The 14,535-nt window shown below is 72.8% G+C and carries 14 protein-coding genes; 6 read left to right on the forward strand and 8 right to left on the reverse strand.

The window, feature by feature from the left end:
- Positions 1 to 123: 123 nt before the first annotated feature.
- Positions 124 to 1,317: a threonine aldolase family protein gene (locus tag ACFYXE_RS15470; protein WP_389312660.1), complete on the forward strand. Its 1,194-nt coding sequence runs from the start codon at positions 124 to 126 to the stop codon at positions 1,315 to 1,317.
- On the opposite strand, the gene ACFYXE_RS15475 is transcribed toward ACFYXE_RS15470, so the two are convergent.
- On the reverse strand, positions 1,274 to 1,519 hold the full coding sequence (locus tag ACFYXE_RS15475) for a hypothetical protein (protein WP_361171081.1): 246 nt from the start codon (positions 1,517 to 1,519) through the stop codon (positions 1,274 to 1,276). The two genes, ACFYXE_RS15470 and ACFYXE_RS15475, sit on opposite strands and share 44 nt — an antisense overlap.
- A gap of 341 nt (positions 1,520 to 1,860) precedes the next feature.
- Between ACFYXE_RS15475 and ACFYXE_RS15480 the strand changes: the two genes are divergently transcribed.
- Positions 1,861 to 2,967, forward strand: a complete 1,107-nt coding sequence (locus ACFYXE_RS15480; protein ID WP_389312661.1) for a DUF5937 family protein — start codon at positions 1,861 to 1,863, stop codon at positions 2,965 to 2,967.
- Between the two features lie 35 nt (positions 2,968 to 3,002).
- On the opposite strand, the gene ACFYXE_RS15485 is transcribed toward ACFYXE_RS15480, so the two are convergent.
- On the reverse strand, positions 3,003 to 3,674 hold the full coding sequence (locus ACFYXE_RS15485; protein ID WP_361171087.1) for a response regulator transcription factor: 672 nt from the start codon (positions 3,672 to 3,674) through the stop codon (positions 3,003 to 3,005).
- Positions 3,675 to 3,727: 53 nt separating this feature from the next.
- Positions 3,728 to 4,930: a sensor histidine kinase gene (locus ACFYXE_RS15490; RefSeq protein WP_361171090.1), complete on the reverse strand. Its 1,203-nt coding sequence runs from the start codon at positions 4,928 to 4,930 to the stop codon at positions 3,728 to 3,730.
- A gap of 106 nt (positions 4,931 to 5,036) precedes the next feature.
- Here ACFYXE_RS15490 and ACFYXE_RS15495 point away from each other — a divergent pair, with 106 nt between their 5' ends.
- A complete protein-coding gene (locus ACFYXE_RS15495) occupies positions 5,037 to 6,047 on the forward strand; it encodes an SAM-dependent methyltransferase (RefSeq protein WP_389312663.1) in 1,011 nt (336 codons plus the stop codon).
- Between the two features lie 21 nt (positions 6,048 to 6,068).
- On the opposite strand, the gene ACFYXE_RS15500 is transcribed toward ACFYXE_RS15495, so the two are convergent.
- A complete protein-coding gene (locus ACFYXE_RS15500; protein WP_361171096.1) occupies positions 6,069 to 7,232 on the reverse strand; it encodes an NADH-quinone oxidoreductase subunit D in 1,164 nt (387 codons plus the stop codon).
- A gap of 87 nt (positions 7,233 to 7,319) precedes the next feature.
- Here ACFYXE_RS15500 and ACFYXE_RS15505 point away from each other — a divergent pair, with 87 nt between their 5' ends.
- Entirely contained in the window at positions 7,320 to 7,829 is a 510-nt protein-coding gene (locus ACFYXE_RS15505; RefSeq protein ID WP_389312665.1) for a PH domain-containing protein, read from the forward strand.
- Positions 7,826 to 9,265: a PH domain-containing protein gene (locus ACFYXE_RS15510; protein WP_389312667.1), complete on the forward strand. Its 1,440-nt coding sequence runs from the start codon at positions 7,826 to 7,828 to the stop codon at positions 9,263 to 9,265. The genes ACFYXE_RS15505 and ACFYXE_RS15510 overlap by 4 nt, the downstream gene beginning before the upstream one ends.
- Before the next feature lie 95 nt (positions 9,266 to 9,360).
- On the opposite strand, the gene ACFYXE_RS15515 is transcribed toward ACFYXE_RS15510, so the two are convergent.
- The 4 genes from ACFYXE_RS15515 to ACFYXE_RS15530 form a co-directional block, all read right to left on the reverse strand.
- A complete protein-coding gene (locus ACFYXE_RS15515) occupies positions 9,361 to 10,539 on the reverse strand; it encodes a hypothetical protein (RefSeq protein WP_389312669.1) in 1,179 nt (392 codons plus the stop codon).
- 163 nt (positions 10,540 to 10,702) lie between these two features.
- Entirely contained in the window at positions 10,703 to 11,674 is a 972-nt protein-coding gene (locus tag ACFYXE_RS15520; RefSeq protein WP_389312671.1) for an ABC transporter substrate-binding protein, read from the reverse strand.
- A 127-nt stretch (positions 11,675 to 11,801) separates the two neighbouring features.
- The gene (locus ACFYXE_RS15525; protein ID WP_389312673.1) at positions 11,802 to 12,482 is read right to left on the reverse strand and encodes an ABC transporter permease; all 681 of its coding nucleotides are present in this window, start codon (positions 12,480 to 12,482) and stop codon (positions 11,802 to 11,804) included.
- Positions 12,479 to 13,207 (reverse strand): ABC transporter permease, encoded by a 729-nt coding sequence (locus tag ACFYXE_RS15530; protein ID WP_389312675.1) that lies wholly within the window; start codon positions 13,205 to 13,207, stop codon positions 12,479 to 12,481. The genes ACFYXE_RS15525 and ACFYXE_RS15530 overlap by 4 nt, the downstream gene beginning before the upstream one ends.
- 158 nt (positions 13,208 to 13,365) lie before the next feature.
- Between ACFYXE_RS15530 and ACFYXE_RS15535 the strand changes: the two genes are divergently transcribed.
- Positions 13,366 to 14,523 carry a betaine/proline/choline family ABC transporter ATP-binding protein gene (locus ACFYXE_RS15535; protein WP_361171114.1) on the forward strand — a complete coding sequence of 386 codons (1,158 nt, stop codon included), beginning with the start codon at positions 13,366 to 13,368 and terminating at the stop codon, positions 14,521 to 14,523.
- Positions 14,524 to 14,535 lie beyond the last annotated feature (12 nt).

A 14,535-nucleotide genomic window follows, 5' to 3' on the forward strand; every position in this document is an offset into this window, starting at 1 on the left:
CCGCTCGGGGTACCGGACGATTTCTCGTCATGCTAACGCGATCGGTCGGTGGCGCGTCTTCCGCTGTCCACAGGCTGTGGTTATTGATGTGACCGGAGACGACGGGCGGGTCATGCTCGGAGGATGCCCTCCCACAGCGCAGTACAAGAGCCCTCGCGGCCACAGGATGAGCCGGCCGCCGAACTCCCCTCGGCACTTCCCTCGGCCCGCCGTCGCGCGGCCGCCCGGAACGCGGCCCGGACGCTGTACCGCTCCCCTCTGCACGTGCCGCTCACCGAGCGCCTGTCGGCGCTGGCGGCCGCGGCCGGGCAGGTCGCGGGGCCGGACGACCCCTGCGACATCTACGGCGACGCCGTCGTGGCCGACCTGGAGGCGGAGGTCGCGCGGCTGCTCGGCAAGGAGGACGCGGCGTTCTTCCCGACCGGCACGATGGCGCAGCAGGTCGCGCTGCGCTGCTGGGCGGGCCGGACCGGTGACGCGACGGTGGCGCTGCATCCCAAGGCGCATCCGGAGGTGCACGAGGGGGGCGCGTTCTCGGTGGTGAGCGGGTTGCGGACGGTGCATCCCACGCGCGAGCCGCGGCTGCCCACGGCGGACGAGGTGCGGGACTTCGGGGAGCCGTTCGGGACGCTGATGCTGGAACTGCCGCTGCGGGACGCCGGGTTCGTCCTGCCCGAGTGGGCGGAGCTGGAGGCGGTGGTGGCGGCGGCCCGCGAGCGGGACGCGGTGGTGCACTTCGACGGCGCCCGGCTGTGGGAGTGCACGCCGCACTTCGGCCGCGGCCTCGCGGAGATCGCCGGGCTCGCCGACTCCGTGTACGTGTCGTTCTACAAGTCGCTCGCCGGGCTCGGCGGGGCCGCGCTGGCCGGGCCGCGCACGCTCGTGGAGGAGGCGCGGGTGTGGCGCCACCGCTACGGGGGCCAGGTGTTCCAGCAGTTCCCGACGGCGGTCTCCGCGCTGCTCGGCCTGAAGCACACGCTGCCCCGGCTGCCCGACTTCGTGGCCCACGCGCGCGTGGTCGCCGGGGCGCTGCGCGCGGGGTTCGAGGCGGCGGGGGTGCCCTGGGTGCGGGTGCACCCCGAGCGGCCGCACACCCATCAGTTCCAGGTGTGGCTGCCGTACGCGTCGGACGTGCTCGACGAGGCCGGTCTGGGGCAGGCCGAGGAGACCGGCACCCTGCTGTTCGGGCGCTGGTTCGCCGACGGTCCGCCGGGCCTCTCGGTCACGGAGGTCACGGTGACCGAGGAGGGCCTGGCGTGGACGGCCGAGGACGTCACCGCTGCGGTCGCGGAGTTCGTGCGGCGGATCCCCCGCTGAGGCTGCCGCCGCGGGCGAGCCGGGCCAGGGCGGCGCGGATCCGGCCGCGCGCGGGGCGTTCCTCGATGACGGCGCGGAAGCGCGGGTAGTCGCGGACCTCGCGGGCGGCCTGCCAGTCGTCCCGTCCGGGCGCGGGCGGGGTCGGCTCGCCGCGCTGAGCGGCGCGGTAGGTGTCGAGAAGGTACTGCTGGGTGACGCTCATGACGGATCGCCTCTCGGTATAAATGTTACTTAACGGACATGGGCGGTCTGGTGGTGCCGTGCGACGCCCGCCGGGAGTGCCGATCCGGGGGAAGCCGAAGGGGCGGGAAGGGAAGCAGACGGGGCGAACGGGCGGAGTGGAGGGCTACCTACGGGCCGTGGACGCGGCCCGGAAAGCCCGGGAACGGGCGGGAGCGGACGGCCCTGCCGTCGGTGACGGCGACGCTGCCGTGCCTCCCGATGACCACCACCCTGCTCCCGCCGCCCGCCCCGCGTCGCGTCGATTGACGAGCGCCGTCAATCAGCGGCCGTGCTGTCGGTGGCGCGGTGCACCATGGGGTCATGAGCGTGAGCATCGACATCAGCGGGCTCCCCCTGGAGCGGATCCACGTCGTGCCCTCGCCCCTGGCCGAGCTCGGCATGGCACTGCACGCCCTGTCCGAGACGGGCCACCACCCGGGGCTGCAGGGCTGGGCGACGGCGGTGAACGCACGCCTGGACCCCTGCCTCGCGGACCGCCTGTGCGAGGCCGACTTCCTCTGGCGCACCACGTTCTCGGACGTGTTCACGCCGTTCGCCGGCCTCCCCGGGCTGAACGAGATCCCGGGGGCCACCCTCGCCGAGGAGCTCGACCAGCTGGACAAGCTGACCGACGAGCAGTTCGTGGACGCGGCCCTGGAGTTCACCTGCCAGTCGACGTACGCGGAGCCGGACCGCAAGCTCCTGTCCGACCCCGCCGTGCAGCGCCGCGCGCTGGACCTGGCCGCCGCGCGCGGCCCGCACCAGGTGCGCTTCACCCAGCGGCTGCTCGACGACCCGCCGGTCGTCCGCGCGTGGTTCCGCACGCTCATGGAGGACTGCGACGAGGCCTTCTTCGCCGACACCTGGGCCCGCGTACGCCATCAGCTGGCCGCGGACGCCCGGCACAAGACGGAGCTGCTGCGCCGCAAGGGCCTCTCGGAGGCGCTCAAGGACGTCTCCGGAGCCGTCGGCGTGGACGAGGACGAGCGGCTCATCACCGTCGACAAGATGAGCGTGGGCCGCACCACCACCGGCGGCGGCGGCCTGGTGCTCGTCCCGACCAGCGTCGGCTGGCCGCACCTGTGGGTGCTGCACCGCAAGGGCTGGCAGGCGTCGATCACGTACCCCATCAGCAGCCCCGGCCTGATCGCCCCGCCCTCCGTGGAGCAGCTGACCCAGCGCATGGCCGCGCTCGCCCACCCGGTGCGCATGCGCCTGTGCCGCCACCTGGCGCGCGGGGCGTACACCACCAGCGAGCTGGCCGACGCGCACGGCATGACCGCGCCGGAGATATCCCGGCACGTGGGCGTCCTGAAGAAGGCCGGCCTGATCACCACGCGCCGCCGCGGACGCTATGTCCAGCACCAGCTGGACATCGGCGTCGTGTCCCGTCTGGGCAGCGACTTCATCGAGGGCGTGCTGCGCTAGACAGGCACCTGCCCCGGCTCCCCCGCGGACGTGGGCTACGCGCCGCCCCCGGCCCGCACGAGCCCCGTCTCGTACGCGAGGACGACGACCTGCACCCGGTCCCGCAGGTCCAGCTTGGTCAGGATGCGTCCGACGTGCGTCTTCACGGTCGCCTCCGAGAGGACCAGGCGGCTCGCGATCTCGCCGTTCGACAGGCCCTGGGCGACCAGCACCATCACCTCGCGCTCACGGCTCGTGAGCCGCTCCAGGTGCTGGTCCTGCGGCTGCCCGCCGGTCTGGGGCAGCATCGGCGCGAAGCGGTCGAGGAGCCGTCGTGTGGTGGACGGCGCGACCACCGCGTCGCCGCTGTGCACCGAGCGGATCGCGGCGAGCAGTTCGCCCGGCGGCACGTCCTTGAGCATGAAGCCGGACGCGCCCGCCTTCAGCCCCGAGAAGGCGTACTCGTCGAGGTCGAAGGTGGTCAGGATCAGCACCTTGGGGGGACGGGCGTCCTGGCAGATGCGGCGGGTCGTCTCGACCCCGTCCAGCTTCGGCATGCGGACGTCCATGAGCACCACGTCGACCTCGGTCGACCGCAGCACCTCCAGGGCCTCGACGCCGTCGCCCGCCTCGGCGACGACCTCCATGTCCGGCTGCGCGGCGAGCACCATCCGGAACCCGGTGCGCAGCAGCATCTGGTCGTCGACGAGCATCACGCGGATCGACATCTAGGAGTCCCTTCGGGGAGGTTCGGCGGCGGTGGGGCGTTCGGTGACAGGAGTCAGTGTGCAGGCTTGAGCGGCAGCAGCGCGCTGATCCGGAAGCCGCCGCCGGGGCGCGGACCCGCGTCCAGCGTGCCGCCGACCATGCCGACGCGCTCCCGCATGCCGATCAGCCCGTGCCCGCTGCCGTCGGCCCCGCCGTCCTCGTACAGCTCGTGCGGGGCGCCCTTGCCGTCGTCCTCGACGAGCAGCCCCAGGCCGTCGTCGAAGTAGACCAGGCGCACGCTCGCCCCGGCGTTCTCCCCGCCGTGCTTGCGGGTGTTGGTGAGCGCCTCCTGCACGATGCGGTACGCGGTGAGCTCCACGCCGCTGGGCAGGGGCCGCGGGGTGCCCTCCACCTTGAAGTCGACGGGCAGCCCGGCCGTGCGCACCTGCTCGATGAGCTCGTCGAGCTGCTCGACGTCGGGCTGCGGGACGTACTCCCCGCTCTCCTCGGGCTCACCGGTGCGCAGTACGCCGAGCAGCCTGCGCATCTCGGCCAGCGCCTGCCGGCCGGTGCCCGAGATGGTCTCCAGGGCCTTCTTGGCCTGGTCGGGCGCGGTGTCCATGACGTAGGCGGCGCCGTCGGCCTGGACGACCATCACCGAGACGTTGTGCGCGACGACGTCGTGCAGCTCGCGGGCGATACGGGCCCGCTCGGCCGCCACCGCGACCTTCGACTGCGCCTCGCGCTCGCGCTCCAGGCGGGCGGCGCGCTCCTCCAGCTGCGCGAGGTAGGCGCGGCGGGTGCGGATGGAGTCGCCGAGGACCCAGGCGAGCGCGAAGGGCACGATCTGGAAGATCGTGAAGAGGACGTTCCCGAAGGCGCTGGTGTTCTCCGAGGGCCAGCGCATCATGGCGAACGGCGCCGCGCACAGGCCGCCGACCAGCGCGAACCGCGAGGCCCACCGCTCACCGACCGCCGCCGCGGTGTAGATGATCACCAGCATCGCGAAGTTCGCCGGCATCGTCTCCACGTCGAGGACGAGCTGGAGGACGCCGAGCACCGCCGCGAGGACGAGCATCTTCTCGGGCATGCTGCGGCGCAGCGCCACCACCAGGGAGAGGCCCACGGCGACCGGGACCGCCGCGACCTTCGGGTCGCTCCCCACCCCCTCGTGCATGGCCACCAGACCGATCCCGGAGATCCCGAGGAGGACGAAGGCCCAGAAGCCGTCGACCCATGTCGGGTGTCTGCGGAGGAAGTCATAGAGGCGCTGCACGTAACCCAGCGTAGGCAGCCCGGCGGCGCCCTCGGGTCAACCGAAGGTCCGATCCGTAGGGAGCGCATGTACTCCCCAAGGTGGAGGCCCCCTTAGCCTGCGGGCTGTGACGAACGACTACGAAGAGGGCCGGTCCGGCCGCGTGCGCGGCTGGCGGGAGGCCACGGAGGCCGCCCTGTACGGCCCCGGGGGCTTCTACCGCCGCCCGGCGGGGCCCGCCGCGCACTTCCGCACCTCCGTGCACGCCTCGCCCCTGTACGCGAACGCCGTCGCCCGCCTCCTGTGCCGCCTGGACGCGGAGCTGGGTCACCCGGACGAGGTGGCGTTCGTGGACATGGGCGCGGGGCGCGGCGAGCTCACCACGGGCGTCCTGGCCGCGCTGCCCGCCGACGTGGCGGCACGCGTGCGCGCGTACGCGGTGGAGCGCGCGGAGCGCCCCGAGGGCCTGGACCCGCGCGTCGCGTGGCGGTCCGCGCCGCCGCCGGACGTCACCGGCCTGCTCTTCGCCAACGAATGGCTGGACAACGTCCCCGTGGACGTCGTCGAGGTGGCCGCCGACGGGACGCCGCGCCGCGTGCTCGTGGGCGACGACGGCACCGAGTCGCCGGGCGGGCCCGTCGAGGGACCCGACGCGCACTGGCTGGCCCGCTGGTGGCCGCTGGACCCCGAGCCGGGGCTGCGCGCGGAGGTCGGCAGGCCCCGCGACGAGGCCTGGGCGGCGGCCGTGGCGACGCTGACGCGCGGCCTCGCGGTCGCCGTCGACTACGCCCACACCCGGGACGCCCGACCGCCGTTCGGGACCCTCACGGGCTTCCGGGAAGGCCGCGAGACGGCTCCCGTGCCCGACGGCGAGAGCGACATCACCGCGCATGTGGCGCTGGACGCGTGCGCGCTCGCGGGGGCCCGGCTGCTCGGCCAGCGGGCGGCGCTCGGGGCGCTCGGGGTGAGCGGCGGCCGCCCGCCCCTCGCGCTCGCCTCCAGCGACCCGGCGGCGTACGTCCGCGCGCTCTCCCGCGCGGGCCAGGCGGCGGAGCTGACCGCGCCGGGCGGCCTCGGCGACTTCGGCTGGCTGCTGCAGCCCGTCGGCGTACGCCTGGAGTCCCTGCTGCCCGCGTGAGACCCGGCCGCCGGCCGAGCCCTACTTGTCGATGTCGCCGACCACGAAGAACAGCGACCCGAGGATCGCCACCATGTCCGCGACCAGCTGGCCCGGGAGCAGCTCGGCGAGCGCCTGGATGTTGTTGTACGAGGCCGAGCGCAGCTTCAGGCGGTACGGGGTCTTCTCGCCCTTGCTGACGAGGTAGTAGCCGTTGATGCCGAGGGGGTTCTCGGTCCACGCGTACGTGTGGCCCTCGGGGGCCTTGAGGACCTTGGGGAGCCGCTGGTTGATCGGGCCCTGCGGGAGCTCGGCGAGCCGGTCCAGGCAGGCGTCGGCGAGCGCGAGGGCGTTGTGCGTCTGCTCCAGGAGGCACTCGAAGCGGGCCAGGCAGTCGCCCTCCTCCCGCGTGACGACCTTCAGGGTGTCCTGCAGTTCGGCGTAGGCGAGATAGGGCTCGTCGCGGCGCAGGTCGAAGTCGACCCCGGAGGCGCGGGCGATGGGGCCGCTCACTCCGTAGGCGTGCACCGCCTCGGCCGACAGGACGCCGACACCGCGCGTACGGCCCCGGAAGATCTCGTTGCCGAGCACCAGACGGTCGTACACGTCCATGCGCGAACGCACCGAGGCGACCGCCGCACGCGCGCGTCCCGTCCAGCCGGCGGGCAGGTCCTCCTTGAGGCCGCCGACGCGGTTGAACATGTAGTGCATGCGGCCGCCGGAGATCTCCTCCATGACGTTCTGCAGCTCCTCGCGCTCACGGAACGCGTGGAACACCGGGGTGATGCCGCCCAGTTCGAGCGGGTAGGACCCGAGGAACATCAGGTGGTTGAGGACGCGGTTCAGCTCGGCGAGCAGCGTGCGCATCCACACGGCCCGTTCGGGGACCTCCATGCCGAGCATCCGCTCCACGCCCAGGACGACGCCGAGCTCGTTCGAGAACGCCGACAGCCAGTCGTGGCGGTTGGCGAGCATCACGATCTGCCGGTAGTCCCGGGCCTCGAAGAGCTTCTCGGCGCCGCGGTGCATGTAGCCGATGACCGGCTCCGCATGCTGGATGCGCTCGCCGTCGAGGACCAGGCGGAGGCGGAGCACACCGTGCGTGGACGGGTGCTGGGGGCCGATGTTGAGCACCATGTCGGTGCTCTCGGCCGCGCCGCCGATGCCGAGCGTGGTCTCCGTGGTGGTCTCCGTCGTGGGACTCATGGCCACAGTCTCTCGCACCCGCCGCCGCGCGGGGCCGCCCCGTTCGGTTCGCACGCGGCTGTCAGGGGGCGTACGTAGGCTTGAGGCATGGAAACGGGGACGGTGGGGCCCGCAGGACCGGCGGGGGCACGGGACGAGCCGGTGTGGACCGGGCTGCCGCGCGGGCTGCTGCGGATGCGGCGGCTCCTGCTGGTGGTCTGGCTGGTGCCGCTGGCGGCGGGCATCGGCGTGCTGCTCGGCCTGGTCGCGGGCCCGGCGTGGGCGGCCTTCGCGCTGCTGCCGCTGGCCGGCGTCGCCTGGGGCTGGCCGGTCCTCGGGCGCAACTGGCGCTCGTGGCGGTACGCGGAGCGCGCCGACGACCTCCTCATCAGCCGGGGCGTGCTCTGGCGCGAGGAGACCGTCGTGCCGTACGGCCGGATGCAGCTCGTCGAGGTGACGTCGGGTCCCGTGGAGCGGCGCTTCGGCCTCGCGGGCGTCCAGCTGCACACGGCCGCGGCGGCCACCGACGCGCGTATCCCCGGCCTGCTCCCCGAGGAGGCCGAGCGGCTGCGCGACCGCCTGACGGAGCTCGGCGAGGCCCGATCGGCGGGGCTGTGAGCGAGGTACGGGAGGCGCGGGACGAGGACCGCCCGGGAGCGGACGGCACGAATCCGGACGGTACGGGCCCGGACGGCGTGGGACCGGACGGTGCGGGCCCGGACGGTACGGGCGCGGGTCGGAGCGGCGTGCCCGCGGGAGACGTCGTGCCCGAGCGGCGGCTGCACCCCGTCACACCGCTGCGCCGCGCGTGGGCACCCTTCGCGATCCTGGTGGGCTGGGCCGTCCACGACCCGAACGGCACCCAGCAGCGCCTCTCCCAACTGACCGCCACCACGCTGCTCCTGGCCAGCGCCGCGGTGATCATCGGCGGCGCCGTCTACGGCTTCCTGAGCTGGTGGTTCACCCACTTCGGCGTCACCGACACCGAGCTGCGCATCCGCACCGGGCTGTTCTTCCGGCGCACCGCGCACATCCGCCTCGACCGGCTCCAGGCCGTCGACGTGACGCGCCCGCTGCTCGCCCGCATCGCGGGCGTCGCCAAGCTCAAGCTGGACGTCGTCGGCGCCGAGAAGAAGGACGAGCTGGCCTACCTCGGGGAGCGCGAGGCCGCCGAACTGCGCGCCGAACTGCTCGCGCGGGCGGCCGGTTTCGCCCCCGAGGAGGCCCGCGAGGTCGGCGAGGCCCCCGTGCGCGACCTGCTGCACGTGCGGCCGCGGCTGCTGGCCCTCTCCCTGCTGCTGACGGGCGCGCCCTGGGCGATGCTGCTCGCGGCGGTCGTGGTGCCCACGTTCCTGTGGTTCGCCACGCACAACCTGTGGACGGTCCTCGCGACGGCCCTGCCCATGCTGGGCGGCGCGTTCGCGAGCAGCGGCGGCCGTTTCATCACGGAGTACGACTGGACGGTCGGCGAGTCCCCCGACGGCATCCGCATCGACCACGGGCTGCTCGACAAGGCCCACGAGACGGTGCCGCCCGGCCGGGTGCAGACCGTGCACGTGGTGCAGCCGCTGCTGTGGCGGCGGTTCGGCTGGGTGCGGGTCGAGCTGGACGTGGCGGGCTCGGCCAACGGCGTCCTGGTGCCGGTCGCGCCCCGCGAGCAGGCCGAGGCGGTCATCGGCCGGGTCCTGCCGGGCGTACGGGTGCCGGACGCCGCCGAGCTCGCACGGCCGCCCGCGCGCGCGGCGTGGTGCGTGCCGTTCTGGTGGAAGGGGTACGGCCTCGCGATCACCGAGGAGGCCTTCGCGGCCCGGCACGGCCTCTTCCGGCGCCGCCTGTCCCTCGTCCCGCACGCCAAGGTCCAGAGCGTGCGGCTGTCCCAGGGCCCCTGGGAACGGTTCAAGGGCGTGGCGGACGTACGGGTGGACACGGGCGCCAACAAGACGGTGACGGCCCGCCTCCGCCCCACGGACGAGGCCTACGCCCTCCTCCACACCCAATCGGACCGCTCCCGCACCGGCCGCAACCAGGCCCGCCCGGACCGCTGGATGTCCTAGCCCCGACACCACCCCAGAACCACGCGCCGGGCGGTGCGCCCGGAGTGCTGCCAGTGCGGCTGCCCCAGAGGCGCGAGGAACGGCGCAGAACCCGCTCAACCCAGCAGCGCGCTCCGCAGACCCGCCACATCGATCCGCTCCGTCTCGTCATGCGCCGTCAGATCGATGACCTGCCCGACACCACGCGCCGCGTCCCCGGCGGGGGCGTCCTTGAACTCCCCCTCGCTCTCCGCCTTGTGGACCGCGAGAGCCTCCTCGCCCACCACGTCGGCGAGATCCTCGTTCTGCACGGACTCCAGCGCCGCCGGCCCCGCACCCTTCGTGCCGAAGAAGTCGAACCCGCCCTGGGGCCCGGGCCGTCGCGTCTGCGCGGGCGGCGCGACGGCGACCGCGCGCTCGTGCCCGCCGTATCCATCGGCCGCCCCGGGCTTCCCCCGCGACTCGTCCTCCGCGCCCGGCCCGTCCCCGGGCTCCGCTTGCGCGGGTGTCCGTGGGACCGCGCCCGTGGCCAGCCGGTCGAGCGCCGCGTTGGCCCGCAGGAACAGCGCGTCGTACGGACGCACACCGCCCCGCACCGAGCCCTCCGCACGCCCCGCCGCATGACTCTCCGCACGAGCCGACGGCACGGAGCCGACAGCACCCGCAGAACGTCCGGCCCCCGCGCCCCCCGAAGCCTTCGCAGAGTCCGCCGGGTCCGCCGAAGGCGAAGGCGTCACTCCCCGCCCGGGCGCCCCGCCCCGCACCGCGGGCACCAGATCCGCGGCACCGCCACCGGCACCGCCACCACCGGCGGCCGACGGCAGCGCGGGAGCCGGCGAGGCCGCCTCGATGGCGAGCAGCCGGCGCCCCTCCAGGGCGCTGGCCCGCTCCGTCTCCGCCGTGGCGTACCGCCGCAGGAGCGCCGCGTGTTCGTTGCGCAGGGCGGCCAGCTCCGCGCGCTTGGCGCGCAGCTTCGTCTCCAGCTTGGTCCGCATCTCGCGGGACTCTTCGAGGTCGGCCTCGGCCTCGGCCATGCGTTCCTCGTAACGCCACTCGTCGCTCGCGCGGGCCCGGCCCAGCTCGGCGACGCGCTTGCCCGCCGACTGGTCCCAGCGGCGCATGACGACGGAGCCCACGACGGCGGCGGCGGCCGCGGCGGCGACGAGCCCGCGGAGCACGATCGGTTCCGCGAACATCCAGGCGCCGCCGGCGCTGAGAACCGATACGCCTGCGACCGTCGAGGGGGGAAGCAGCCTGTGCAGGGGTGGGGAATGGCGGTGACGTCCACGTGGCATGGCCAGAAACTTACCGCGCGTAGGCGAAGTCTGGTGCCCCGCCCGCCAAAAAGGGGGATTCCCGATCACTTCTCGCCACAACTCCCCACCCCTGCTCCGCTTTGCTTCAGCGCTCAACTTCCGCTTCGACCACGGAACTTCCCGGGCGCCTTCTTGATCAACTTCAGATGAGGCCCTTCGCCTTCAGATACTCCTTGGCGACATCCGCTTCCTTCTGGCGCTCCTCGTCGACCTTCCGGTTCAGTTCGATGAGGTCATCCGTCGTCAGCGTCTTGGTCAGCTTCGCGAGCGCGGCGGCTATCTCCTTGCTGCCCGCCTCCTTCTCGTTCACCACCGGAAGGATGTTGTCCGCGTTCTGCAGCTTCTTGTCGTCCTCAAGGATGACGAGGTCGTAGTTCTTCAGCGTCGCGTCGGTCGTCGTGGTCAGCACCAACTGGTCCGTGCCGTTCTTCACGGCCTGCTTGGACTGGGTGGTGCCGACGCCCTTGGGGTCGATTCCGGTGACGTCGATGCCGTACTTCTTCTTCAGGCCCGGCGCGCAGAACGGCCGGGACTCGCATTCGTCACCCGCCGCGATCTTGACCTTCTCCCCCGACTTGCCGAGATCCGAGAGGGTCTTGAGCTTGTGCTCGGCGGCGTATTCCTTGGAGACCGCGAACGCGTTCTGGTCGACGGCCTCGCCGGCCGGGAGCACCTTGAGGCCCTGCGGCTGCGCGAGCTTCTCCAGCGCGCTCACCGTGGCGTCCAGATCACTGGAGGCGACGGTCTTCGCCTTCGGCCCGTTCTTCTCCAGGTTGAGGAATTCCGCGAGCGTCGCCGCGTATTCGGGAGCGACGTCGATCGTGCCCTTCTTCAGCTCGGGCTTGTAGATCTCGCGGTTCTGGACGGTCTTGACCTGCGTGTCGTAACCGGCGTCCGCGAGGACGCCCGCGTAGAGCTCGGCGAGCACCTTCTGTTCGGTGAAGCGCGCGGAACCCACCACGAGCGAGCCCTTCTTGTCGCCGCCCGCCTTGTCCGACCCCTTGCCGTCGTCCTCCAGGCTGTCCCCGCCGCACGCGGCGAGACCCGCGGTCAGCGCCACGACGGCCGCGGCCGCCCCTGCCATCCGTCGCGCGCGACGCGTTGTGCTGTTCATTGGGTGAACCACCATTTCGAAAGGAAGGAATCAGAACTCACTGCACCCGGACCGTGCCCGACGGCCCGCGCTCACCACACCGTGTCCGCCGGACCGTGCCCGACGGCCCGTGCTCACCGGCCCGCGCTCACCGCACCGTGCCGCTCTGCCGCCGCATCGGGTCGAAGAGCCGCCCGGCGAGCACCAGGACCCCCTCGACGAGCAGCGCGAGCAGCGCCACCAGGACGGCGCCCGCGACCACCTGCGGGGTGTTCTGCAGGTTGAAGCCGGCCGTGATGATGCGGCCGAGGCCGCCCTCGCCGGCCATCGCGGCGAGCGTGGCCGTCGCGACGACCTGCACACCGGCGGACCGGACGCCGGTCATGATCAGCGGATACGCGAGCGGCAGCTCGACCCGCGCGAACAGCTGGCCGCCGCTCATCCCCATCCCCCGGGCGGCCTCCACCACCGACCGGTCCACCTCGCGCATCCCGAGGTAGGCGTTGGTCAGCAGCGGCGGCACGGCGAAGAGCACCAGCGCGATCAGCGTCGGCGCGTCACCGTGCTCCCCGAGCGGGGTGAGCGTCAGCAGGATCAGCAGGGCGAGCGTGGGCACCGCCCGGCCGACGTTCGAGATGTTGACCGCGAGGGCGCCGCCCCTGCCGATGTGGCCGAGGTACAGCGCGAGGGGCAGCGCGATGACACAGGCGACGGCGAGGCAGACCCCGCTGAAGTACAGGTGCTCGGAGAGGCGGTGCCACACCCCCTTCTCGCCCTGCCAGTTGGCTCCCGTGGTCAGCCAGTCGTAGGCACCGGTGATCGCGTTCATGCGGGCTCCGCCACCTTGGCCACGGCCGCCTTGCGCGACGTCCGGTCGGTCTGTGTGCGAGCGGCTCTGGTCCACGGGGTCAGCCAGCGCTGCAGTCCGAGGAGCAGCAGGTCGGCGACGACGGCGAGGAGCACGCAGAGCACCGACGCCGTGAGCACCTGAGCCTTGAAGGTCGTGTCGAGGCCGTCGAGGATCAGCGTGCCGAGGCCGCCGTAGTCCACGATGGCGCCGACGGTCGTCAGGGCGACGGTGGAGACCGTGGTGATGCGCACGCCGGCCAGCAGCGCGGGCAGCGCGAGCGGCAGCTCCACCTCCCACAGCAGCCGCAGCGGGCCGTACCCCATCCCCTTGGCGGCGTCCCGCGCCTCGTCGGGAACGGCCCGCAGGCCCGCCAGGATGTTCCGCACGAGGACCGTCAGGGAGTACAGGACCAGGCCCGTGACGACCAGCGAGACGGAGAGCCCGAAGAAGGGCAGGAGCAGCGAGAACATCGCCAGCGAGGGGACCGAGTAGAGCACGGTCGTCACGCCGAGGATCGGCCCGGACAGAAAGCGCCAGCGCCGCGCCAGCAGCGCGAGCGGCAGCGAGACGGCGACGCCGATGGCCACGGACACGGCCGTGATCCCGACGTGCTGAAGGGTCGCGTCGATCAACTCCTGGCTTCGGCTGCGGAGATATTCCCCGCAGATCCAGTCGTTCGTCACCAGACAGTTCTGCTCGGCCACGCGCCCCACCTCCCCCGAATCCCCGGACGTATGCCGTACACACGTCCCCCCGTGTCTGGCGACCCTAACGCGAGGCACTGACAATCGCAGAGACTCGTTGTACTGCCGCAACATGGCCTTTACGCAAAGCCCGCCACTGCCCTCCACAATGGGGAACCATGATCCGGTTCGAGCACGTCACCAAGCGCTACGCGGACGGCACCACCGCCGTCGACGATCTGTCCTTCGAGGTCGCCGAGGGTGAACTGGTCACGCTCGTCGGCCCGTCGGGCTGTGGCAAGACGACCACGATGAAAATGGTGAACCGGCTCATCGAGCCGAGCGAAGGCCGGATATTCGTCGACGGCGACGACATATCCGGAATCGATCCCGTCCAACTCCGGCGCCGTATCGGCTATGTGATCCAGCAGGTCGGGCTGTTTCCGCACAAAACCGTCCTGGAGAACACGGCGACCGTCCCGCATCTCCTCGGCGTCAAGCGCGGCAAGGCCCGCGAGCGCGCCGCCGAGCTCCTCGACCTGGTCGGCCTCGACCCCGCCGTCTTCGGCGGGCGCTACCCCGAGCAGCTCTCCGGCGGCCAGCGCCAACGCGTCGGCGTGGCCCGCGCCCTGGCGGCCGACCCGCCGGTGCTCCTGATGGACGAGCCGTTCGGCGCGGTCGACCCGGTGGTCCGCGAGCACCTGCAGAACGAGTTCCTGCGCCTCCAGCAGGCCGTGCGCAAGACCGTGCTCTTCGTCACGCACGACATCGAGGAGGCGGTGCGCCTGGGCGACCGCATCGCCGTCTACGGCCAGGGCCGCATCGAGCAGTTCGACACCCCCTCGACGGTCCTCGGCGCGCCCGCGACCGACTACGTGGCGGACTTCGTCGGCGCGGACCGCGGCCTCAAGCGGCTCTCCGTGACCCCCATCGAGGAGGGCGACCTGGAGCAGCCGCCGGTCGTGCACCTCGACGACCCGCTGCCCAAGGAGCTCGACGCCCGCTGGGCGGTCGTCCTGGACGGCGAGAACAACCTGCACGGCTGGATCTCCGCCGAGCACGCGCGCGGGGGCGCCGGCACGGTCCGCGAGCACGCCCGCCGCATGGAGGCGTGGCTGCCGGTCGGCGCGAGCCTGAAGCAGGCCTTCGCGACGATGCTGCAGCACGACGCGGGCTGGATCGCGGTCATCGACAAGGACAGCGAGGGCCGCTTCCTCGGGGTGCTCACCCCGGCCCGGCTGCACGAGGCGCTGCGCCGCTCCACGGCGGCGGAGGCGCGGGACATCGCGCGCGCGGAGGTCGAGCTGGAGACGGTGACGGCCATCGGCACCGACTGACCGTCTCCGGGA

Source organism: Streptomyces sp. NPDC002564, assembly GCF_042889645.1.
In the GTDB taxonomy this organism is placed as follows: Bacteria; Actinomycetota; Actinomycetes; order Streptomycetales; family Streptomycetaceae; genus Streptomyces.